Below are 24,323 nucleotides of genomic sequence, written 5' to 3'. Positions count from 1 at the left end.
TGCAGCTTTTTTTGTGTCTTTATTTCAATATGGAACGATCTTTGTATAAACTTTATTAAGATGGTTTTAAATTTAAAGTGGCCTAAATGCGTTTGTTATCTTGTTTATCATTAGTAGTGTTATCAATGCTGCCTGTAAGTTACGCCAAAGCAGATGAGCCTTTAACAGCTGTGCCTTTGTATACAGAAACAGAGCTGTTAGCCCTGATCAATAAAAATACTCATTTAGCTCGCGTAAAGGCAGATGATTGCCAGTTAGTGCAAGATATTGAAGCAAGAGCCAATAAAATGGCACTGCCGTCTTATCAGTTTTTATATGGCGATATGCTGGCATATGCTGTGTGTGTTGATCGCAATGTTGAGCTAGGTGTTTATTATATGCGCCAAGCTGCAAATCAAGGTTTGGCAGCGGCATTGGAGCAACTTGGTCGCTACTACGATGTCGGCCAACTGGTGCAAAAAGATAAAGCAATGGCAGTCACCTACTTACGTGAAGCCTCAGCACAAGGTAATTTAAAAGCCCAATTAAGGTTAGTGAAGCTATTTAACGATGGCTATGGCAGCCCCCGCGATTATGAAGATGCCTATAGGTGGTTATTTCATGCGATGGTTGCTGACAAGGCAACGCATAAAAAAATAGAACGTGCACTGAGCCAGCTAGCGCAAAAAATGCCTGATAGTGTTATCGCACGCGCTCGCTTACCGATGTAGCTAGTCAGAGTATACCTCCTTAAAATTAGCAGGGCTTTATCGGTACTCGTTGACAAAATTACCACAGCCTTGTATTGTGATGGTATATCATATCTAAACTGTTGATTTTCATAAATATTACTTTTTTTCTTAACCTCATTGTCATTGATAATCACCGTTAGTTTCATAAACCTTCACTAATATTCTCCCCGTACTTTAACTCATCCCCCTTGGGGCTAACGATTCTATATCAAAAACATAGAGACGGGATTTAGAATGAAAATCAATAAAATTGCGACCGCAATTGGGTTTACATTGGCGATATCTGCAGCAGCAAATGCAGGTGTTTTACCGCAAAGCCAAACACAAAGCCAGTGGTACGAAAGTGCTCAAACAACACTTGCGACAAAGCAAAGCCAAGCTCAGGAAGAACAACAAACTAAAGCTAAAAATGTGATCTTGTTCGTGGGTGATGGCATGGGTGTATCAACGTTAACTGCTGCACGTATTTTAGCGGGCCAACGTGAAGGTCAACTGGGTGAAGAAGGGCTGCTTAGCTTTGAAGCATTTCCTTATTCAGCTCAAGTAAAAACATACAATGTGGATGCGCAAACACCAGATTCTGCAGGCACCATGACGGCGATGGCATCGGGTGTGAAAACCGATGTGGGTGTTATTGGTGTGAATGAAAATATTCAACGCGGTGATTGCTCTACTGTATTGGGTAATGAGCTGATCACCACAACAGAGTTGGCTGAAATTAAAGGTTTGGCAACGGGTGTGGTATCTACAGCACGTATTACTCATGCGACACCAGCTGCAACTTATGCCAAATCAGCAGATCGTAATTGGGAAGATGTATCGGATATGCCTGAAGATGCAGTGACCGCTGGTTGTGAAGATATTGCATCGCAGCTAGTGAATTTTGAAAAAAACTTAGAGGCAAGATTCCTAGGCACTGATGTTGATGGCATTGACGTTGTAATGGGTGGCGGGCGTCGTCACTTTTTACCTAAAGATGCTACTTTCAATTCAGACGATGCAATGAGTGAAGTGGAAGGCGATAGAACAGATGAACGCGACTTAACGGCTGAATGGCAAGCAAATTACCCAGATGGTCAATATGTAATGGATAAAGCGGGTTTTGAAGCTTTATCAGCGGATACAAAACAAGTACTGGCGTTATTTAATGAATCACATATGCAGTATGAGGCAGACCGTGAGAACGATATTGCAGGTGAACCTTCGCTATCTGAAATGACAGAGAAAGCTATCAGTATCCTCGGTAACAATGAAAAGGGCTTCTTTTTAACAGTCGAGTCAGGTCGTATTGACCACGCTCACCATGCCGGTAATGCGTATAACGCGTTAAACGATACCATAGAATTTGCTAAAGCAGTTCAAGCAGCGGTTGATAATACCAACCCTGAAGAAACGCTCATTTTAGTGACTGCCGATCACAGTCATGTATTTACGATTGCAGGTTATCCAAAGCGTGGTAACCCAATTTTAGGTAAAGTTGTTGCTGTAGGTAAAGAAGACCCATCACTTGCTGCAGATGGCATGCCTTATACAACGGTAGGTTATGCAAATGGCCTAGGCTTTAGAGATTTAGGTGATGAAACAAACGCAGATGCTGCTTATCTTGAAGGCCCAAATGTAGGTCGTCATGATTTAACCACTATTGATACAACAAGTGCTGGCTTTCACCAAGAGGCAACGGTACCACTTGGCTCTGAAACGCATGCAGGTGAAGACATTACACTTCATGCCAAAGGACCTGGTGCACAACTTGCGCAAGGTGTAGTAGAGCAAAATGTAGTGTTCCACTTAGTTAATCAAGCACTCGAATTAATTAAACAATAATGGCGGCTAACATGAAAAAATTAAACCTATTATCTTTAGCAGTGGTTGTCGCATTAACTGGCTGCTCAGACGACGATAAAGATTATAAAACTCTAGTTGTAAGTAACACTTTGCCAGTAGGCTCTGAGCAATGCGTCAATGGCGGCACAGAAAAGCTTGAAGGTGAAGATACCAATCGTAACGGTGAGCTAGATGCCGATGAAGTATTAACGACTACAGTTACATGTAATGACCCAGCAAGCTCTTTAACGCCTCAGCAGTTAGTGAATTTATCGACTAACCAATGGTTTAAAGATGCAAAAGTGAAGATGGCAACAAGCCAAGACAATATTGAAAAAATAGTAAAAGAATCAGGCAAAGCAAAAAATATTATTTTGTTTGTGGGCGATGGCATGGGCGTATCAACCGTGACAGCGGCACGTATTCTTGCAGGTCAGCTTGAAGGCAAAATGGGTGAAGAACACCTACTAAGCTTTGACACTATGCCGTTCTCTGGTTTTTCTAAAACGTATAATGTAGATGCACAAACTCCTGATTCAGCAGGTACCATGACAGCAATGGCGTCAGGTGTTAAAACCGACGTAGGCGTGATTGGTGTTGATGAAGACATCGTGCGTGGCGACTGTTCAACGGTTGCTGGCAATGAGCTGGTTACTGCGACTGAACTTGCTGAAATTAATGGTTTAGCAACAGGTATTGTATCGACAGCGCGTATTACCCATGCAACACCTGCAGCGACATATGCAAAATCTGCAGACCGTAACTGGGAAGATGTTTCAGATATGCCTGAAGATGCCGTAACAGGTGGCTGTGAAGATATTGCCTCTCAGCTTGTTAATTTTGAAGCCAACTTAGAGTCACGCTTTGCGGGTGTTGATGTAGATGGTCTTGAAGTGGTTATGGGTGGTGGTCGTCGTCACTTTTTACCAAAAGATGCAGCATTTAACTCTGCTGATGCGATGAGTGCCGTTGAAGGTGACCGCACGGATGAGCGCGATTTAACCGCTGAGTGGCAAGCAAAATACCCAACAGGGCAATATGTGATGGACCAAGCTGGGTTCGATAATCTTGATACTGAAAGTGTTTCACAAGTATTTGGCTTATTTAATGAATCGCATATGCAATACGAAGCAGACCGTGCGAATGATATCGCCGGTGAACCTTCATTATCACAAATGACCGCCAAAGCGATTGATGTACTTGATAATAACGACAAAGGTTTTTTCCTTACAGTTGAATCAGGGCGAATTGACCATGCTCATCACGCAGGCAATGCTTACAATGCGTTAAATGACACTATTGAGTTATCAAAAGCTGTTCAAGTGGCTATGGATAAAACCAGTATCGAGGACACGTTGATCATTGTAACCGCCGATCACAGCCATGTATTTACTATTGCAGGCTATCCAAAGCGTGGTAACCCAATTTTAGGAAAAGTGGTTGCGGTGGGTAAGACTGAGCCAAGCATGGCAGCAGACGGTATGCCATATACTACGGTTGGTTATACCAATGGCTTAGGTTACAGAGATTTAGGTGACGAAACGAATGCAGATGCGTCATACCTTGAGGGACCTGCTGTGGGTCGCTTTGACTTAACGTCAGTCGATACAATGAGCCCTGGCTTTCACCAAGAAGCAACTGTGCCACTAGGTTCAGAAACTCATGCAGGTGAAGATGTAGGTGTTTATGCAATAGGCCCAGGTGCACATCTTGTGACAGGCACAAATGAACAAAGCTTCCTGTTCCATGTAATGGATTATGCCGGTGACCTTGTTAAAAACGCAGATGCAAAGTTAACAAAGTAATCATCTGTAAATACATAATTAAAGAGCAACTCACCTGAGTTGCTCTTGTCATAAATATGCCAAATCAACGCGATACAGTTAACCTAATCTAATCAAAGAAAATAAACTCTATGAAATCAATTATTTTATCTATGGTGCTGTTAAGCCCATTCGCTAGTGCCGTTGAGTGCAAAGCCGATAACCAATACCTGCAAGCTAGTTATAAAGTGAGTGAGCAAACTAGCCAGAAATTGCCTAAAAATGAGCTGTCATTCACATTGTGGCGTACACCACGCCAAGTTGCACAACAAAGTGAGCAATTGGTTGAGCTTTGGCGCCAGTTAAGTAATCAGCAAATTCGCCCTATTCGCTATTTTACACAGGCAAAGCGGGGTATTGAATATCAACCTTCTGAAGTAAATGGCCGGTTAGACTTCAGCGGTAAATACCAGTTAGTTAGCGATCAACTTTTAGCAAAAATGCAATTGCAAAGTGAGCAAGGGGAAGGGTGTGATAAAAAGCAGCGCTATCACCTAAAGCAAGCTGATATCGTTATTGAGCTTGTATGGTTGAGTAATCAGCGTTTAGTTGAATCAATGCAGGTTAATAAGGCTAATTACAGCCGCATAATCATATTGCAATCAGTGAGTTTTAACAAGCAAAACGTGCTTGAGCAGTTTGCTAGCTGGGATAAATATCAAACAACCGACTATGCGGACATCGGTGATAATGAAAGCGACCCATTTTTAGCAAAAATGATTAACCTCGGTTTTGTTGAGCATGGCGCAACAGGGTTTTATGATGCAAATGGTAAAACATTAAAAGGCAGTCATCACCATCACTAGTTTTTTAATCAGTAGGTAAGGTAATTAGTTTGTGTTTAAAACTGGCAAAATAAAGTTTCCTCATTTAACTTTAGTGTATCAACAGTAAATTATGAGAAAACCATGAGCACAGATAAAGTTAATCATCCTCAGGGGATATTTTGTTGGTCAGAGTTATGCACGCACAACTGGGTCTCGGGTAAAGCGTTTTACACTGAATTGTTTGAGTGGGGCAGTGATGACCAACCAATAGGGGAAGATTTATATTACACCATGTTGCAAAAGCAAGGTGATGATATTGCTGCCATATATCAGATGCCAGCAGAGCAAAAAGCGGCTGATGTACCAAGCCACTGGCTCACGTATATTGCCGTTGACGATGTTGATGCCCTAGCAACAAAAGCCAAACAATTGGGCGCTGAGATAGTTGCAGGCCCTCATGATGTCATGGATGCGGGGCGTATGGTGCTTATAAACGAACCTGGCGGCGCTATGTTTGCCTTATGGCAAGGTAATCAGCATGTTGGATGCCAGCGTTTAGGTGAGTTAAACACACCGTACTGGCACGAGCTGGCCAGTAGGGATAGTGGAAAAAGCCGCGAGTTTTATTGTCAACTATTAGGCTGGGAAAGTGAAATTAAGCCGATGGAAGGCATGGATTACACTTTGTTTAATGTCGCTGGCAAGCCTGTGGCAGGCATGATTGAAATGACCGAAGAGTGGCCAGCTGATATTCCTGCTCATTGGATGATTTATTTTGCCGTCAGTAATTGTGATGAGGCAGCAACAAAAGCGCAGCAGCTAGGTGGTGAAGTGTGTGTGCCTCCTACAGATATCCCTGAGGTGGGGCGCTTTAGTGTGATAACAGACCCGCAAGGGGCTGTGTTTTCAATTATGACCTCAGCAATGGATGATGTTAAATGCGGTTAGTTTGAGCATTTCATTTTATAAATTTACCAAAATAAGCGCTACGGCGCTTTTTTTATTTTTGTTTGCCCCAAGTTCATTATTATCATTTTTTTATTGGAGCTAACTTATGACAAAGCACGTGGTGATTACAGGCGCAAATAGAGGTATTGGCTTAAATTTATGTCAGCAATACTTAGCAAAAGGCTATCAGGTTACAGCAATAGTTCGCCAGCCAAGTGATGAGTTAAAAGCGCTCGATGTAACAGTCATTAGTAATATTGATGTTGCAAATGAGGGCGATATTGTAACGCTACAAAACCAGTTGCATGGTCATAAAATTGATCTACTAATAAATAATGCCGGTGTGTTTTCAAATGAAAGCCTAGCAGATATGGACTTCGCTGCTATTAATAAACAGCTCGCAATTAATGCGGTTGCGCCAATTAGGGTTACTCACGCACTACTTCATAGCTTAGGTGTTGATGCGAAAGTCGCGATGATTACCAGTCGTATGGGGTCGATTGCTGATAACGGATCAGGTGGATACATTGGTTATCGCATGTCTAAGGCCGCACTCAATGCAGCATCTGTAAGTTTAGCTCATGAGCTAAAAGGTAAAAAGATAGCGGTAGGGCTTTTCCACCCGGGCTTTGTACAGACTCAAATGGTCAATTTTGCCGGTGACATTTCACCAGAGCAAGCTGCAGAGCGCTTAACTAAACGTATTGATGAACTCAACCTAGAAAATACCGGCGGGTTTTGGCATTCAAACGGTGAAACTTTGCCTTGGTGACAGTGGATATATCCGTATCAATAGTGGCGGCTTTAAAACGCGCCGCTATTAAAAATCTTTCCCTAATTCTGATCCTATTTTTTGCTATAATCGTTGCTATGTAAGCCCAAATCGTACCTTTTAGAGAGCCGCACATGGAATTAGAGCAAAATAGTAATGAATTAGCGCAAAATAGTAACCTAACCCTTGCGTTATTTCTTTTTGATGAAACGTTAAATCAACGTGATTTAGAGCAGCCTGATTTATTATTAACAATCGTATTAGACGATGAACTATTAACACAGCTTTGCCAAAACCCAAGTGTTGACAGCAGTATCGGGATCACTATCAACGAATACCAATTAGAAGCACCGAATGAAGCCTTTGCTGCATTGACTAAACAGGCTCACCAAGCACAATTAACACTCACACACGGGCCATTACTCAGTGCAATGTTAGATGCTGACAATGACATGACCTTTGTATCGCCGCAAATGGACATGATGCCAACATTTGACCTAGGTGATGAGGACGAGTAAACGCATGAAAAAATCCTTATTGCTAAGCGTTGCGATTATTATATTAACAGGTTGTGCATATCTTGGGGCTGCTCATTACGATGAACTATTTGGGCCCGAAAATGTTCAACAGCGAATTGTAGAGCATGACTCAGGCGCTGGACGCGAGTTTTTACAGCATGTACAGCCTGTATTAGATAACCGATGTGTTGTTTGTCATGGTTGTTACGACGCCCCTTGCCAATTGAAGTTATCATCACCAGAAGGTATTGACCGTGGGTTAAGTAAAGAATTAGTGTATGACGGCACGCGTTTGCTTGCTTCAAAGCCTAGCCGCTTACTTTATGATGCAACTGACACCGCAGGGTGGCGTGAGAAAAACTTTTCACCGGTACTTAATGAGCGTGGTCAAACAGAGCAAGGTAATTTAGCAGGCAGTGTTTTATATAACAGTTTAGTGCTAAAAATGAGTTCACCTTTGCCAGACGAAGAAGTATTGGGCGACGAATTTGATTTTGCACTAGATCGCACCCAGTCATGCACGGGCATTGAAGAGTTTGATCGTTTAGCAAAAAACCAACCACATGCAGGCATGCCATATGGCCTACCAGGTATTACCCGAAGCGAGTTTAAACACTTAGAAAAGTGGCTGAAAAGCGGTGGTAAAATGGCTCATATTAAGCCACCTAGTAAAGAGGCAACTGCGCAAGCTCAACGATGGGAAAGTTTTTTAAATCAAGACAGCTTAAAGTATCAACTGGCTGCACGGTATATATACGAACATTGGTATTTAGCGCATATATACTTTGAGCAAAAAGGTGAACAAAGCTTTTTCAAACTAGTACGCTCAAGTACGCCACCAGGGCAAGCAATTAAACTTATTAACACGCGCCGTCCGTATGATGATCCAAAAGTTGATCGTGTTTATTACCGCTTGATGCATGAACGTTCTACTATTTTAGCTAAAACGCATCTTCCCCTAGCTCTAAACGATACCAAGCTAGCGCGCATTTACAGCCAGTTTATCGAACCTGATTACACGGTCGAAAAAATGCCTAGCTATAAGCCTGAAGTTGCATCTAACCCATTTAAGGCTTTTGCTGTTATACCGGTAAAATCTAAGTATCAGTTTATGCTGGATGAAGCTGAACTAATTATAATGGGCTTTATTAAAGGACCTGTGTGTCGTGGGCAAATTGCATTAAATGTAATTAACGACCATTTTTGGGTCGCGTTTGCTGATCCAGATAAAGCGGCAACCCCCCAAGTTGGCCAAATGCTGCTGCAACATGAAGATGCACTGGCATTACCAGCGGCAGAAGAAAGTAACGCCTTACCTATTTCTAGTTGGGTAAAATACGCTAACCGCCAAAGTACTTACATTGAAGCTAAAGTAAAGCTTGCCAATGAAATGTTTAAAAATGGCGAGCATTTAACCACGGATCTTTTATGGCGTGGTGAAGGCGTGAATGACAATGCCGCACTAACTATTTTCCGCCACTTTGACAGCGCAACCGTTGTTAAAGGGCTTATAGGGCAAGAGCCAAAAACTATGTGGGTACTTGATTACGCTCTATTCGAACGTATTCACTATTTATTAGTGGCGGGCTTTGATGTGTATGGCAATATTGGACATCAATTGATCACCCGTTTATACATGGACTTTTTAAGGCTCGAAGGTGAACAAAACTTTTTAGCGTTGCTACCAAAACAACAGCGAAAAGAGTTGAATGCCAATTGGTACCGTAAATCACCTACCAGCCTGACTAACTTTTTTAAATATGGTGAGCAATTTAGTCAAACAACGGGTATTGAATACAAAACCAACAACCATCAACAAGAGCTTTATGGCTTAATTAAACAGGTGTTAAAGCCAGTATTAAGCCCACGTTACGACTTTACGAAAGTACCTCAGCCGTTGCGAAAATTAAATAATATGCCTGCAAAAGCAGTGAACCTATTACCGCAAATCTCTTACGTGTTGGTTAAAGAAGGTAACACTGGGCATCAGGCTTATACCTTGATCCACCATAATGCACATTATAATATCTCTAGCTTATTAAATGAGGAAGGTCAGCGAGCATATGCTGAGGATACAGTGACAATTGTGCCTGGCTTTATTGGTGATTATCCAGAAGCAATTTGGTATTTAAATAACCAACAGCAAGTGGATAGCTTTGCACAGCAATTGCCTCAAATAAAAGATGAAGCGGATTACAGAGCGTTAAAGAGCCAATTTGCGATTCGTAGAACACATCCTCAATTTTGGCAATATAGTGACATTTTGCATGATGTTGCTAAAGAATATCGCCAAATTGAATATGGTTTATTTGATTACAATCGTTTAGAGAATCGTTAATTTATCTATAATCTTAAATACCAGAAAAAACCTCGTTTAATACGAGGTTTTTTATTTTATACAAAGTGTTACTTTTGCAATGCTAGGCTACAATTATACCCAAGCCACCTCAAGATGCAGAATTCAGCGTTTCACAGGGGCTTAATATCAAGGCGTTACTTTGCAAGAATGGCCATCCCTTTTAAGAAGGAACAACGATGAGAGTAAGTGCCTGTGAACGCCCAGCGGGTTGGTTTAAAAGCGATTTATACTGCGTTATTGATTTTAACAAGGGAACAACCATTATTTGCAATCAATGCCTTGCCTAAATCGCTTTTAATTCCAATTGAAACTCACATCTTGAGATGGCTTGGGTATAAATAAATTTTAAAGAAGCGGGGGGGGCTATGACAGAGATAATTGCAAATATTCGATCGCGTTATCGTTTTGCTTTATTGGCGATTGCGATTTTAAGTACCGCCGCGGCTTTAATTCTTCAATCTTTTTTATCAATCCAAAAAAACGATGCCCATACTATCAATATTGCTGGTAAGCAGCGGATGCTGTCGCAAAAAATAGCTTGGCATGTCAATGCGGTCAGCCTGCGGGATGACGCGCAGCACCGTTATTCTTTAGAGCAAACAGTTAATGCGTTTAAAAAGGGGCATGACTTTTTATTGCAAACCAATGCAGCTGGTGAGTATGTTCTTCTTGGTGATGAGCTCAAAGATTATTATTTTCTAGCGCCGAATAATTTAGCACAACAAAGTGAGCGCTACATAACAGCCGCAACTGAGGTTTTGCAGTCGGATAATATGAGCAACAGGGAAGTACCTGATGTTTTTAATATCAAAGTAGTCGAACTTTTTTTAAAAAAGTTAGACCATGCTGTTAGTTTATTTGAGCATCAATCGAATAACAAAATTATCGTGCTATCTAATGTAGAGCTGGGTGTATGGTTATTTACTTTATTTCTGTTGCTTGTGGAATTAAAGTTTATTTTCAAACCGATGGAAAAACACATAAAAACCACACTCGATAAGTATCAAAAGCAAAAACAACATGCCGAATCAATCAGCCAAAATAAACAGCGTTTTATTGCCAGAGCAGGCCACGAACTCAGAACACCACTGCAAGGCTTACTCAACGCGGTGGATCAATTAGAGACTTCGAACGCGCAAAATACATTAAAGCAGCAAGCGCATTATTGCTCGCATCGCCTACTTAATATTTTGGATGAATTAAATGAAGTCCAACAAATGAGTTTGGGGCAGTGGACGTTAGTACCGAGTACATCAAATTTATTGGAGTCAATTGATGCTGTTATTCAATCTTATCAATTTGCCTGTCAGGAAAAAGGAATAATACTAGAAAAAAACTTAGCAGATTCTTTAGATTGTATGGTTGAGCTGGATCATCGCCGTTTTCAACAGGTGGTGAGTGAACTGTTATCCAATGCATTAAAATTTACCGAGGCAGGTAAAATTACTGTTACAGCGTCTATTACAAATAATCAGCAACTTAAGTTAATTGTTGTTGACACTGGTATAGGTTTTAAAAACTATTACCCTTACTTATCAACCAATGAACATACTCAGCAAGACAATCACTTCCAAGGAATGCAAGTGGGATTAGCGCGTGTTCAACATATTTTACAGATGCAACAAGGGCGTATTGAGTTTTTAGAAAACGAGCCTCATGGCGCATGCGTTAGCATTTTGCTTCCCGTAGAAATACAGCAACCTCAAACAAAGCAACCTTTACCCGCTAACTTGCATTGCTTAATAGTTGAAGATAACCCATTAAATGCAATGATACTTAAAGGGATTCTAAAGGAGCTGGATTACACCAATGAATTAGCTGAAAATGGCTTGATAGCGACCGCCAAAGTGGAAGAAAACAGTTATGACCTTGTGTTTATGGATTTAAACATGCCAGTCATGGATGGGTTTAAAGCGATTGAAATTATTCGCCAAGAATTAAACTTAACCATGCCTATTATTGTTGTCACTGCGAATATGTCGCAAACGGATATTGATCGTACGCTACAGCTAGGAGCAAATGCACATGTGTTTAAACCAATTAATTTAGAAACAGTCAAAAAAGCCCTTATCGACACAGTCAATAAGGGCGAAATAAGCCAAGGAATGAGTTAAAAGAATAAGTTAAAAGTTTAATGTTTTACTTTTATATCGCCTACACCCACTTCAACCTTCACTGTGTGCGTGCCACTACCTGAATATTCACTTTCAGAGCTGACCATTTTGCGAGTTGTTTTTGCATCGCTAACAAATCCTGAAATTCGTGTATCACCTACGCCACTATCCAGCGAAATATATTTATAATCGTCACTTTGGCTATCAATGCGTACAGCACCAACACCGACTTCAATATCAGCGCTATTAGCAAAGTCATTGATTTCAATATCACCCACGCCCAAGTCTAAATTAACGGCTAAACTGCGCGGTACAGTGACGGTCCATGTTTGTTGAACATCGTCGTTGTTAAGGCTGAGGGCCAGCTCATTACTGGTTTGCTGAGTATCAATGGTCAGGCTTTCAAGGTCATCACTGTTATTAAACCAGCCATTGTTTTTTGCTTCTAATTCAACCGTGACTTGGACTTCATTGCCATTGTACGTATTGATTTCAAGGCTACCCACAGGAAAGCTAATATCTAATGTTGTTTGTGTATCAACCGCAAAAGAGTGATTTATTTGATGTTCTGATTTTGCCAATGTCTGTGTACTTAAAAACGCCGTTAATGCAGTTAATAATAATAATTTCTTCATAACGTTACCTGTTGTGTGAATGTATTTAATTAATTAGTCGCAAAGGAATTATAAAAGGTTTAAAGCACAATAAATTATTTTATCGACAGTAAAACTAGGAGTTTGTCGGGTGCTATTGAGTTGCAAAAAATTGCAAGGGCTAGGCCCTAGCAAAAGCCATACTAGCTCGATGTTAAATTTACCGCCGTAGGTTGGGTTGAGAGCAACGAAACCCAACGGTGAACGTTTAAGATTAAAGCTCGAACTGATTGAGTTACCCAAGCGTTTAAATCGTTGAGTAGTGTTGCGTATATGTAGGTCGTGCTTTAGCGCGTCAATCTCAAAAGGAGCAGGTTGCCGCCATAAATGACGACCTACATTAGAGCATTTAGTTACAAGCGAGTAACGGTTATTCCTTGGTCTTTCAACTGCTTTAATAAACCGTGTTGTTCGGGTAAGTGCAGGGCGCCTACGGCAATAAATAATTGCTCTTTAGCTAGGCGTGGGGTGAGCTCTTTTACCCAGTTGTTGTTACGTTCAATCAACATAACTTGTTCGCTGATTTCGCCGTAGTTACTGTCGTCAAAGCTTTCGTTGTAATAATTAGTGAGTGTGGTCATATCGCCATTTTTCCACGCATCTACAAGTGCAATGAAGTAGGTTTCAACATCAGCGAGTTGCTCAAACGTTTCTTCAATCATTTCGTTACTGAGCAGCGACATGTGATTAAACATTTCCATTTGATACTCTAACGTTTCGAGTTCACCCACGGCTTTGTTTTTGCTTTTTGCATATGCAAGTACTTGCTTGTCGATGCCGTTTTGATCTGAAAACCCGGCATTTTGAAATTCAATTTGCATCATTGTCACCATAACAGCCCATGGTGCAAGGCCGTCAAACATGGCAATATCGATTGATTTTTTACTAAAGTAGTCTTTCAGTTTTGCGTAGTTTTGCTCAGATAATTCACTTTGTAGGGTTTTACCGTTTTTAAGCATCATAAACGGCATAGAGCGGCGCTGCATTTCCAGTGGGCCAATTGCACTTATGTCGACCTCTACAATTACTTTATCAGTTTTATCAATAGCTTTAGTAACTTTGCTTGGTAAGCCTTTCATGCTTGTATCACCTACATGAACAGTGCCAAACAAATACGATTTAACACCGTTTTTTTCAAGTTGCCAAAGGCCGGGCTCTGCATTACTTGAAAAGCTGAGTGTGAATAAAATAGCTAAAATAAAGTAGCTACTTATACGCTGCGTGAAGTTCATAATTATCCTTATTGTTAGGGCATACATCCATATTAAACCAATATGCTTAATTGGGTAATGTTAAAATTAACGCTAACCGCAGTTCCGGTTTATTTTCAGCGCTGATAGTGAAATGATTAAGGTTACACAAGCTTTTCACTATCGTTAGTCCTAAGCCGTGGCGCTGATTATTGGTACGCGAACTATCAAGTTGATAAAGTGGGTCAAAAATAGCGTCTAGTTGCTGCTCACTTAATGGGGTTGTTAATGCATTGCATACTGTAATGGTGCTGTGAGTTGTTGATTGTGCGATTTGTACATTCACGCTTGCGGTGTTCACACCATAAAATAATGCATTATCGAGTAGGTTAGATAAAATGGTGTGCAAACAGAATTTATCGGCTGTAATTTTTGGTTTTGCTGAAAAGTTTAGCTGCAAGCGCTGTTCAATATCGCTATGTATAAACTGCAATTCCTTACTTAATTGGCTGATAAATTCAGTTAAATCGATACTCTCTAGGTTGAGCTCAACAGCGCTGCTGCCTGCACGTTGTAACAACAGTAAGTTATTAACGATGATTTTCATACGCTGTGAAATAGCCAAAATATCGCTGGTATAGGTGGCTGTTATACGTTCATCATTAGGGTAGCGTAGCGCCACTTCAGAGAGACTAATTAGCTCCGCAATCGGAGTTTTTAACTCGTGAGCAATGTCACTCGTGAGGCGTTTTTCATTTTGATATAGCTGCTGGTTGGTGGTAATGAATTTATTAAGCTCATTACGAATTGGTTCAATTTCTTCTACCTTAAAATCACTTTGGATAGTTTGTGATGTTTCAGTGATATCCAGTAATTTGATTTGTTCGTTTAAATTATTCAGCGGATAGAGACCGCGATTAACGATACGAGTTGCTAAATAACGTACCCCGAACACGGCAATAATACAGGTTAAAACGAACACTACATCAATAATAATTAATACTTGGTTTAATGCCGATGTTGGAGCGGCAATAGTTAAAATCATGGTATTAAAGTGGCCAATATTTGCTTCTTTTTCATCTTCTTGTTGGGCAATAAAATGGCTGATCATGGCGCGGCCTTCTTCACCATTAGGCAGGGTATAATTAATAATTCTAAATTCGTTAATAGGAATATCTAGATTAGGTAACTCTACACCAGGATAGAGTTGTAATGAGTCTGATTTTTCGAAGGTGTGCTGTTCGTGCCATAATTGATAAAACTCGCTGGCATTGGCTTGTTCGTATTCAGACATAAACTCACCAGCAAAATCAAACTCAAGTTTGCCGTTACGATCTTTTACTAAGGTTTTTAAATAGTTTGCTTTATTCGATAAGGATTGATTGAATTGATTTTCTACCCAAGAGTCAACGCTTAAATCGACGGTTAAAAAAATAGTTACTAAGATCAGTGAAATCACTGCGGTAATATTATTTACTAGCTTGCGCTTAATTGAATGAAGCTTAGTCTTGTGAGGCAACATAACCAAATCCACGTTTATTTTTGATTGGCAGCTCACCACCGAGCAGGCGTACTTTTTTACGAATAGCTGAAATATGCGCTTCTAAGGCATTTTTTGATAGCATATCGAATTGTCCTACAACGGCTTCACTGATCATTTCAAGACCCATTACTCGCCCTTGGGCACTGAATAAGCATTCGATTATTTTATATTCATTGCGAGTAAGGTTTACTGGCTGCTGTTGGTAGTGCAGAGTTTTTAAGCTCAAATCTAAACTGCAATCACCAACACTTAAGCTATTTTGTTGGCTGTGTAGCTGACCACGGCGAGAAAGGGCTAATACACGAGCGTGTAATTCTTCAAACGAAAACGGCTTGGTCAGGTAGTCATCGGCGCCTTTCATCAAGCCATTTATTTTATCTTGGGCTTCTGAGCGTGCTGATAAAATAAGCACGCGCGTTTGGCTTGAAGTACTAAGTAGTGCTTTGAGGATACTCATACCATCGACACTTGGCAGCATTAGATCAAGAATAATTAAATCGTAGTCACTGGATAATGCCATGCTCAATCCGTGTGAACCATCGCCAGTACCATCAATGGTAAAACCTAGATTATTAAGGCCAACTTCTAAGCTACGCCTAAGTGGTTCTGAGTCTTCAATTACCAGTATCTTCATGATGCTAACTTTATAAATAACAAATAAGCCTTGCTACTTTAGCAAGGCTTAAAGATTAATGATACCAACCTTTTTGATAGGCTAAGTTACCTAAATTGGCATGAGCAAGCGCTTGTTTTACAAGTTGTTGTTCATTACTGGTGGGAACTAACTGATTTTCCGTATAGAGGTAAGATGTCGCTGGCTTATATGGTTGTAAAACAACCACTTTATTACTTTGATCATTATATTTTGTTATATACGCAAAGTTTTTATCGTATTGCATCATCGCGCGCTGTTTATTGTTGGCGATTGGTTGTGAAAGGTCTCGCCCTATCATCGGGTGTTCACCACTGGCGCCAATTATTGATAATAACGTGGTAGGAATATCAAGTTGGCTAGCTAGTTGGTGATCACGCTTAGCATTTATACCGTTACCAAAAATAACCGCAGGAATACGAAAGTGATCAATTGGTACTAAACTTGCGCCCGATACGCGAGAGTCATGATCGGCAATCACTACAAAGACGGTATCGTCCCAGTAACTTGATTGCTTTGCTTTTTCGATAAAGGTACCCAGCGCATAATCGGCATATTTTGCGGCGTTATTACGAGTTTGTTTTTGCTTATCATATAGGGTGATTTTATCATCTGGAAATTCATACGGGCTATGATTGGAGCTCGAAAACACTAAGCTGAAAAATGGTTTGCCTTGTTGCTGTAATTTAGTCAGTTCTATATCCGCTTGGTTAAAGAGATCTTCATCGGATGCACCCCATGAGCCATTAAAATCAATGTTGGCAAAATCATCACTGTCAATAATCTGTTCAAAACCATTACCTAAGAAGAAGCTTTGCATGTTATCAAAGTGACTTTCACCGCCGTATATAAATTGGGTGTGGTAGTTTTGCTTACTTAAAAAGTCAGCGATGGTAAAAAAGTCACGCTGTGATTTATCGAGCTTTACCACTGCGCGCGAAGGCGTTGGGGTGAATCCGGTAATAACCGCTTCTATACCCCGCACAGAGCGGGTTCCGGTAGCGTATAAGTTATCAAACCCCCAGCCTTGTTGATAAAGTTTATCGATATTGGGCGTTAATGGTAAGCCGCCTAAAGTACCAACATAACGTGCGCCTAAACTTTCTTGCAAAATGATCACCAGGTTTTTGGGTTTTCCTTGATAGGCAGCTTGATGAAAGGTTTTGGTTGGCGCACTGCTATCGTTAAAAGTAGCCCTCTCGTTCTGCATGTTGGCACGTACTAAGTCTAATAGCTGTTCGTCATCCATTTTGCCATAAAAGTCTTGGCTGGATTTTTCATTACCAAGCTGCTTGATGGCAAAAGCCACGCTGTAAAGCGAATTAAGACTAAGGTCATTCAATAAATGATCCGTTGAAAATGCCACCATAGCTGGATTTAAAGGGCGATGACCAAAAGAATTACGCGCGCCTAATGCTGTTAAGCATAAGAGTGAGACAATCAACAAAGTGTGTTTTAGGGTTGATAGTTGAGGGCGGCTTTGCCATTGATAAGCAAACGTCATGGCAGCTGCTTTTATACCTACAACCAGTAATAGCACCGTGCAGATTATCTCAGTCTTATAGCCTGAAAAAATCATCTTCGAGACTTCTTTAGGGTAAATTAAATACTCAATAAACAAGCGATTAGGACGTAGATCATATTCGTTAATGAAGGTGGGTGTAATAACTTCAAAAAAAATCAGTAATGCGGTCATAACTAATAAGTAGTATTTAATCACGCTACGAGTTAAGTGCTGTTTGCCAAATAAAGAAGCGCCAACAAGGATAAGCAGAGCAGGCATTAAAATGTAACTTAAGGTTGCAATATCAACGCGCAGGCCACCAACAAAAATATTTAGCCAAGCATGGGAGCTAAACACGCGCTCGCCTTGCCACACACTTAAGCCAAAACGAGCTAAGGTTAACATAGCCAACGATAGACTAAAAAATGTCAGTAATACCCAATATGGACCAAGTTTACTTTGCAGTTGATTAAGGCTGAATTTATGCGTTACGCCCATAAAATAGCCCACCAAATAAGTGTGCTGATCAGCATGGCAATAAATACACTGGCAGAGGCGATATCTTTAGCTAAACCAGATAATTCATGATGCTCTGTGCCAATACGGTCAACCACCACTTCAACTGCGGTGTTAACCAGTTCGGCAAATAATACAAACAGCAAGCTGGCAATTAAAATAAGCTTATTGCTGGTGGCAATCTCTTGCATCCACGCAAATACACCTAGCAATAAAAATAATGCCAGTTCTTGTTGAAACGCCGCTTCAAATCGCGTCATCCATTTTAAGCCATTAAAAGTGTGGCGTAAGGTAAATATAAGGCGCATTAGCCCCTGGCGTTTGAGTACTGTTTTTGCATTATTCATAGTTGTTTTTCGCTTGGTTATTGATGGTTTTACAAGTGCTTAGTAAGTCTAATGAGGCGTCGTAAGTGCTGCTATTGAGGCCGATCAGATTAGCTAAAGTGTGAAATATGTTGTCGTGTGAATTGGCATGTTGCAGATCGAGTGTGCGCAAGCAGCTCTCGGTAATGCGTTGATTGTTTTTTGCAGCCCACATATACAAGGGCACATGAGTTTGCTCTGAAGGGGCAAAACTGTATGGAAAACCATGTAAATAAGCGCCATTTTCACCCAGAGATTCGCCGTGATCTGATACATAAATAAAGTGTTTGTCTATACTGTCAGGTAACTCAGCAAGTTGCTGAAGGACTTGGCTGCTGACGTAGTCGCTGTAGGCAATAGTGTTGTCGTAGGTGTTAACTAGTTGTTCAGAACTACAGTTTTGAATATCACTGCGATCACAGGTGGGAGTGAATTGTTTAAACTGCTCGGGATAACGCTGAAAATAAGTAGGCCCGTGCGATCCCATCATGTGCAGTACAATAACCGTATTTGCTTGGCTCAAATTAGCGAGCTTACGTTTAAGCGGCGCGAGTAAAGCTTCGTCATAACAAGGCTCTTTTGTGCACAGCGCTGAATTATCAGGGGTAATAGTGTCGATACGGTTGCAGGCATTTTTACAACCACTGTTATTGTCTATCCACAGCACATCAGCGCCAGCTTGTTGGGCGATATCGAGGATATTTTGTTGATTGTCAGCTTCACTACGTGAAAAATTTTCGTGCTGTTGCACTGAGAACATACAAGGCACAGATACTGCTGTTGCGGTGCCACAAGAGGCAACATTACTGAGGTAAGTCACATTAAAAGGGCGAGTGTAACGATTGGTGTCGCGCTTATAACCTTGGTATGCAAAATTAGCGGCACGAGCTGTTTCACCTACGACAATCACTGTCACTTGTGTTTGTGCGGGAGCAATCAGTGTTGCTGTGGGATCGAGAATTTGAAAGGGCTCTGCAGTTATTAGCCAGTGATCGCGAATATATTTATAGCCACTACTTAAATATTGAAACGGGATTAACTCTTTTTTTAAGAGTTGATTGTTACGTCCTGTCGCTGCGTAGTCGGCGTAAAAATTCAAGACAATAACCGCGATTAAAGCAAAGCAGCCAAGTACTAATTTACCTCGGCTTAATAACTCCTGCGTCATAGGGCTAAAACGCACGTTTGTTTTAATTAAAACTAGCAATGGCAGCAGAGCGAATAAGGTGAAAAATAGTAGGAATTGTGGATTGAGATAGCTTATAGCTTCTTGGCTGTCGGTCTCAAAGGTATTTTGGATCATTGAGTAATCAAACACCACTCCGTAATTTAAAGTGCCGTATAAAACTAAGCAAGAGCACAGCAATAAGATGTAATTTATGGGTTTGAGCAACCAACGGCTCGATAGCAAAGAGAAGAAAATGATCAACAAGCACAGTAGTAATAACGGCACCGACAGCAAAAATAACCAAGAAAAAGCTGGCAAGGTAGTAATGGCTGCAAAGGCACCTTGCATAAAAGGTATATTAATAATTAAGCAGTAGTAACTTGCTAAGGCGAAAATAAATACGTTGGCACTACAAGTAATGTAAAAACGCTTTTTGTAACCGCCGCTGAGAAATTGGCTGATGACCATAAATTAACCATTCATATCTAATTTAGTGGTCAAATGATAGAAGCCTAAACTTAAGAAATACTGAAGAGTAACTAGGCATTTCCTGAGTGGTGCTATTTAAATAAATTAATTTATTTCGAGTTCGTCAAAAATTAATCAAACCGCTAATTGGTTATAACGAGGTATGAAATATCAATTTTCTCGCATATGAGGAAGTTTAATCTATTTTTGTGCTTACGTTGGATTTTTATGCCCTTAAAGGCTGTTGTTTATATGGAAATTGGATTGATTTTAATGTTGACTTACCCCCTCTCATCGCGGTACTAATAGAAAAAGACAAGCGGGACTAAAACTATCCCGTGTATTCGAAACAAATTTTGGTATTTATTACATGCTTACAAACACACTAAACCTAGTCCTAATTAACGTCGTGGTGATTATTATTACCGCGGGGGCTACTTAGTGCTTTAAATTTGTAAAGCATTGAAAAGCCCCCCGCACTTAACAAGTCGGGGGGCTTTTTAGTTTCAGGGTTAAGATTTAGTAATTGAGCTTAAAATGTCACTGAGGAATGGGGATTTATTAATGACAGGCGCAGAGTTAACAATCGATTTATTAGCCAAACATGGCGTAAAGGATGTATTTGGTTACCCAGGTGGTGCCATCATGCCAATTTACGACGCCTTGTATGGCGCGCCAGTAAAGCATTATTTGACTCGTCATGAGCAAGGTGCAGGCTTTGCAGCCGTAGGCTTTGCACGCAGCACGGGTAAATTAGGGGTTTGCTTTGCAACATCGGGCCCTGGGGCAACAAATTTAATTACGGCCCTTGCTGATGCCATGATGGACTCAGTGCCACTTTTAGCAATAACAGGGCAAGTGCCTACTGCGGCTATCGGGTCTGATGCATTCCAAGAAATCGATGTTTTAGGTATGTCTTTATCTTGTACAAAACACAGCTACATGGTTGAGCGTGCTGAGGATTTGGCTGAAATATTACAAGAAGCAATTCATTTAGCGCAAAGCGGCCGACCAGGCCCTGTTTTAGTCGATATCCCAAAAGACATTCAAATGGCTCAAGTGCCTTTTCAGCCTTGGCTTGCCGCAGATGATTACTTACCTCAGCTTGATTTAAACCAAGTTGCCATTGCGAATGAGCTACTAAGCGAAGCGCAGCGCCCTGTTGCTTACGTAGGTGGTGGTGTGCAGGCTGCAGGGGCGCAGAATGAACTGATGCAATTTCTAGAAAAAACTCAAATGCCAGCGGTTTCAACATTAAAAGCACTTGGCAGTGTATTACCCGATTACGAGTATGATTTAGGTATGTTGGGTATGCATGGTGGTCAAGCTGCTAATTTAGCTGTGCAAGAATGTGATGTACTGGTGTGTATTGGTGCGCGTTTTGACGACCGCGTAACCGGTAACTTAGGAAAGTTTGCAGCAAAAGCAAAAGTAATCCACTTAGACATCGATGCGGCAGAAGTGGGTAAACGAAAACCCGCTAAAGCGTCGTTAATCGCAGATTTAAAAACGTCACTGCCTCAGCTTGAATGCTTTGTAACACCAGATGCTTGGCGTGAGCACAGTAAAGAAATGATGGTAAAACATGCATGGCGTTATGACTACCCGGGTGAAAAAGTATTTGCCCCGTATTTACTAAATCAGCTTAGTCAGCGCATGCCAAGTACTGGCGTAGTGTGTTGTGATGTAGGCCAGCACCAAATGTGGGTTGCACAGCACATGAAATTTAGCCACCCAAGTAATCATTTAAGTAGTGGCGGTGCAGGTACTATGGGGTTTGGCTTACCCGCGGCTATCGGCGCTCAGGTTGCCCGCCCAGATGATTTTGTGATGACGGTATCCGGTGATGGCTCAATCATGATGAATATTCAAGAGCTGGCTACTATTCGCCGTAACAATTTACCGGTAAAAATACTGATCCTTGATAACCAGCGTTTAGGTATGGTGCGTCAATGGCAGGAGCTGTTTTTTGAAGGTCGTTATAGTGAAACAAACCTATCGGATAATCCTGACTTTGTGCAGCTAGCTGCGGTATTTGGTATTCCTGGGCAAACAATTACGCACGCTAACCAAGTGGATGATGCAATCACTGCGCTGGTAAATAGCGAAGGCCCTTACATAGTCCATGCCTGTATTGATGATAAAGAAAATGTGTGGCCGCTAGTTCCCCCTGGTGCGGCAAATGATCAAATGATGACGGAGAGTGCAAAATGAAACACAGTTTAACCATTGCTTTAAAAAACCAGAGTGTTGCTGTTGAGCGCTTTTTACGAGTTGTCCGTCATCGAGGTTTTGACTTAACCCACTTTCAGCTCAATGTAGACGATGGTCAATACAATGTGGCGATGACGGTTGATAGTGATAAACCTATCTATTTATTGACCACCCAACTAACTAAGTTAGTTGATGTAAAACAGGTCACATTACAAAGTGTGCATCAGCAACAAGCGGTGTAGCGCGCAAGCTAAATCAACAGAGCTGGTAGGTTTGCCTACCAGCAATAAAATTTTAAGAATGAGGAACAGCCTCGCGGCTGAAAATTGAGGTAACTATGGCTAAATTAAGAAGTGCAACAACAACAGAAGGTCGTAAACGCGCAGGAGCACGCGCATTGTGGCGTGCAACAGGGATGACAGACACTGACTTTGGTAAACCGATCATTGCTGTTGTGAATTCGTTTACGCAATTTGTACCCGGTCACGTTCACCTCAATCAGCTTAGCGAACTAATGGCTGAAACCATCACCCAAGCGGGCGGTGTACCAAAAGAATTTAACACCATCGCGATTGACGACGGTATTGCTATGGGCCACGGTGGCATGCTGTATTCATTACCTTCACGAGACTTAATCGCCGACTCGGTTGAATATATGGTTAACGGTCATTGTGCTGATGCCATGATCTGTATTTCAAACTGTGACAAAATCACTCCAGGTATGATGCTGGCGGCACTGCGTTTAAATATCCCCGTAATTTTTGTTTCTGGCGGCCCTATGGAAGCGGGTAAAACCAAGCTAGCTAATATTGATATTAAACTCGATTTAGTCGATGCCATGGTTAAAGGCGCTGATGAATCTGTGAGTGATGCTGATTCAGAACAAGTAGAGCGTTCAGCGTGTCCTACCTGTGGTTCTTGCTCAGGTATGTTTACAGCAAACTCAATGAACTGCTTATTAGAAGCCATTGGCCTTGCACTTCCGGGTAATGGTACAACGCTTGCGACGCATAAAGACCGCAAACAACTGTATGTTGAAGCGGGAGCACGTATTGTCGATTTATGCCGTGAGTACTACCAAAAAGATAACCAAGATGTACTGCCACGTGCCATTGCTAATAAAACGGCTTTTATGAATTCTATGGTAGTTGATATTGCTATGGGTGGCTCGTCAAATACAGTATTGCATTTACTCGCAGCGGCTCAAGAAGCGGGTGTCGATTTTGATATGTCGCATATAGATGAATTATCTCGTAAAACACCGTTTTTATGTAAAGTGGCGCCAGCTACTGCGCAATATCATATTGAAGATGTACACCGCGCAGGTGGCATGATGGCGATTGTGCGAGAGCTTGGTAAGGCCGGTTTAGTGGATTTATCAGTAAACCATGTTGCTGGCATGACGATGGGTGAGCTCGTTAAGAAATGGGATGCCACAGATCCTGATAATAAAGCGGCGCAAAAGTTTTATCGCGCAGGCCCTGCCGGTATCAGAACAACAAAGGCAATGAGCCAAGAATGTCGTTGGGATGAAGGCGATAATGACCGTGAAAATGGCTGTATCCGCAGTGTTGAACATGCATTTCGTCAAGATGGTGGCTTAGCGGTACTTGCGGGTAATCTAGCAGTTGATGGCTGTATTGTTAAAAGTGCAGGCGTGGTTGATGAAATGCTGCACTTTGAAGGCACAGCCGTGGTGTATGAATCACAAGATGATTCAGTTGAAGGCATATTAAATGACGAAGTAAAAGCCGGCGATGTGGTGGTTATTCGTTATGAAGGCCCCAAAGGTGGCCCTGGCATGCAAGAAATGCTTTATCCAACCAGCTATTTAAAATCAAAAGGCCTTGCTGAAAAGTGCGCACTTATTACAGATGGTCGCTTTTCTGGTGGTACTTCGGGTTTATCAATTGGTCACGTATCGCCTGAGGCCGCAAGTGGCGGCGCAATTGCTTATGTAGAAAACGGCGATAAAATCATTATTGATATTGCGACCCGTGAAATCACTTTGGCACTAAGTGATGACGAGCTTGAAGCACGTAAACAAAAACAATTGGCGCGGGGCAAACAGGCATATAAGCCACTTGATCGCGACCGTTATGTATCATCTGCATTAAAAGCGTATGCGTTATTAGCAACCAGTGCCGACAAAGGTGCTGTGCGTGATTTGGCTAAACTGGAGGAGCTTAGTTAA

The 24,323-nt window shown here is 41.4% G+C and carries 19 protein-coding genes; 12 read left to right on the top strand and 7 right to left on the bottom strand.

Annotated elements, in window-relative coordinates:
* The first annotated feature begins 86 nt into the window (after nt 1-86).
* The 9 genes from ACHUE3_RS13470 to ACHUE3_RS13430 all read left to right on the top strand — a co-directional run bounded on the left by ACHUE3_RS13470 (nt 87) and on the right by ACHUE3_RS13430 (nt 11,856).
* Nucleotides 87-710: a tetratricopeptide repeat protein gene (locus ACHUE3_RS13470; RefSeq protein ID WP_394192912.1), complete on the top strand. Its 624-nt coding sequence runs from the start codon at nt 87-89 to the stop codon at nt 708-710.
* A gap of 255 nt (nt 711-965) precedes the next feature.
* Nucleotides 966-2,555, top strand: coding sequence for an alkaline phosphatase (locus ACHUE3_RS13465; RefSeq protein WP_394192911.1), 1,590 nt, complete (start codon nt 966-968; stop codon nt 2,553-2,555).
* A gap of 11 nt (nt 2,556-2,566) precedes the next feature.
* Nucleotides 2,567-4,360 (top strand): alkaline phosphatase, encoded by a 1,794-nt coding sequence (locus ACHUE3_RS13460; protein WP_394192910.1) that lies wholly within the window; start codon nt 2,567-2,569, stop codon nt 4,358-4,360.
* 110 nt (nt 4,361-4,470) lie between these two features.
* On the top strand, nt 4,471-5,184 hold the full coding sequence (locus ACHUE3_RS13455; RefSeq protein ID WP_394192909.1) for a hypothetical protein: 714 nt from the start codon (nt 4,471-4,473) through the stop codon (nt 5,182-5,184).
* A 102-nt stretch (nt 5,185-5,286) separates the two neighbouring features.
* Nucleotides 5,287-6,093 carry a VOC family protein gene (locus tag ACHUE3_RS13450; RefSeq protein ID WP_394192908.1) on the top strand — a complete coding sequence of 269 codons (807 nt, stop codon included), beginning with the start codon at nt 5,287-5,289 and terminating at the stop codon, nt 6,091-6,093.
* A gap of 106 nt (nt 6,094-6,199) precedes the next feature.
* A complete protein-coding gene (locus tag ACHUE3_RS13445; protein WP_394192907.1) occupies nt 6,200-6,865 on the top strand; it encodes an SDR family oxidoreductase in 666 nt (221 codons plus the stop codon).
* A gap of 134 nt (nt 6,866-6,999) precedes the next feature.
* Nucleotides 7,000-7,383: a hypothetical protein gene (locus tag ACHUE3_RS13440; RefSeq protein WP_394192906.1), complete on the top strand. Its 384-nt coding sequence runs from the start codon at nt 7,000-7,002 to the stop codon at nt 7,381-7,383.
* Between the two features lie 4 nt (nt 7,384-7,387).
* A complete protein-coding gene (locus ACHUE3_RS13435) occupies nt 7,388-9,721 on the top strand; it encodes a fatty acid cis/trans isomerase (RefSeq protein ID WP_394192905.1) in 2,334 nt (777 codons plus the stop codon).
* Nucleotides 9,722-10,107: 386 nt separating this feature from the next.
* Nucleotides 10,108-11,856 carry a response regulator gene (locus ACHUE3_RS13430; protein ID WP_394192904.1) on the top strand — a complete coding sequence of 583 codons (1,749 nt, stop codon included), beginning with the start codon at nt 10,108-10,110 and terminating at the stop codon, nt 11,854-11,856.
* 17 nt (nt 11,857-11,873) lie between these two features.
* Here the strand turns inward: ACHUE3_RS13430 and ACHUE3_RS13425 are convergent, their stop codons facing one another.
* The 7 genes from ACHUE3_RS13425 to ACHUE3_RS13395 all read right to left on the bottom strand — a co-directional run bounded on the left by ACHUE3_RS13425 (nt 11,874) and on the right by ACHUE3_RS13395 (nt 19,915).
* Complete coding sequence (locus ACHUE3_RS13425; RefSeq protein WP_394192903.1) at nt 11,874-12,491, bottom strand: hypothetical protein; 618 nt, start codon at nt 12,489-12,491, stop codon at nt 11,874-11,876.
* A gap of 371 nt (nt 12,492-12,862) precedes the next feature.
* Nucleotides 12,863-13,741: a TraB/GumN family protein gene (locus ACHUE3_RS13420; RefSeq protein WP_394192902.1), complete on the bottom strand. Its 879-nt coding sequence runs from the start codon at nt 13,739-13,741 to the stop codon at nt 12,863-12,865.
* Between the two features lie 46 nt (nt 13,742-13,787).
* Nucleotides 13,788-15,221 (bottom strand): sensor histidine kinase, encoded by a 1,434-nt coding sequence (locus tag ACHUE3_RS13415; protein ID WP_394192901.1) that lies wholly within the window; start codon nt 15,219-15,221, stop codon nt 13,788-13,790.
* Nucleotides 15,202-15,876: a response regulator transcription factor gene (locus ACHUE3_RS13410; protein WP_394192900.1), complete on the bottom strand. Its 675-nt coding sequence runs from the start codon at nt 15,874-15,876 to the stop codon at nt 15,202-15,204. Before ACHUE3_RS13410 ends, ACHUE3_RS13415 begins: the two co-directional genes overlap by 20 nt.
* A 55-nt stretch (nt 15,877-15,931) precedes the next feature.
* On the bottom strand, nt 15,932-17,896 hold the full coding sequence (locus tag ACHUE3_RS13405) for an LTA synthase family protein (protein ID WP_394192899.1): 1,965 nt from the start codon (nt 17,894-17,896) through the stop codon (nt 15,932-15,934).
* The gene (locus ACHUE3_RS13400) at nt 17,887-18,261 is read right to left on the bottom strand and encodes a diacylglycerol kinase (protein ID WP_394192898.1); all 375 of its coding nucleotides are present in this window, start codon (nt 18,259-18,261) and stop codon (nt 17,887-17,889) included. The genes ACHUE3_RS13405 and ACHUE3_RS13400 overlap by 10 nt, the downstream gene beginning before the upstream one ends.
* Nucleotides 18,254-19,915, bottom strand: coding sequence for a phosphoethanolamine transferase (locus ACHUE3_RS13395; protein ID WP_394192897.1), 1,662 nt, complete (start codon nt 19,913-19,915; stop codon nt 18,254-18,256). Before ACHUE3_RS13395 ends, ACHUE3_RS13400 begins: the two co-directional genes overlap by 8 nt.
* A 564-nt stretch (nt 19,916-20,479) precedes the next feature.
* Here ACHUE3_RS13395 and ilvG point away from each other — a divergent pair.
* From ilvG to ilvD, 3 genes are all read left to right on the top strand, one after another.
* A complete protein-coding gene (gene ilvG, locus ACHUE3_RS13390; RefSeq protein WP_394192990.1) occupies nt 20,480-22,129 on the top strand; it encodes an acetolactate synthase 2 catalytic subunit in 1,650 nt (549 codons plus the stop codon).
* Nucleotides 22,126-22,371 carry an acetolactate synthase 2 small subunit gene (gene ilvM / locus ACHUE3_RS13385; RefSeq protein ID WP_394192896.1) on the top strand — a complete coding sequence of 82 codons (246 nt, stop codon included), beginning with the start codon at nt 22,126-22,128 and terminating at the stop codon, nt 22,369-22,371. The genes ilvG and ilvM overlap by 4 nt, the downstream gene beginning before the upstream one ends.
* 95 nt (nt 22,372-22,466) lie before the next feature.
* Complete coding sequence (gene ilvD / locus ACHUE3_RS13380) at nt 22,467-24,323, top strand: dihydroxy-acid dehydratase (RefSeq protein ID WP_394192895.1); 1,857 nt, start codon at nt 22,467-22,469, stop codon at nt 24,321-24,323.

This window comes from Pseudoalteromonas atlantica (assembly GCF_043641955.1).
GTDB classification, from domain to species: domain Bacteria; phylum Pseudomonadota; class Gammaproteobacteria; order Enterobacterales; family Alteromonadaceae; genus Pseudoalteromonas; species Pseudoalteromonas atlantica_A.
This window is presented reverse-complemented; position numbering and strand designations above follow the sequence as displayed.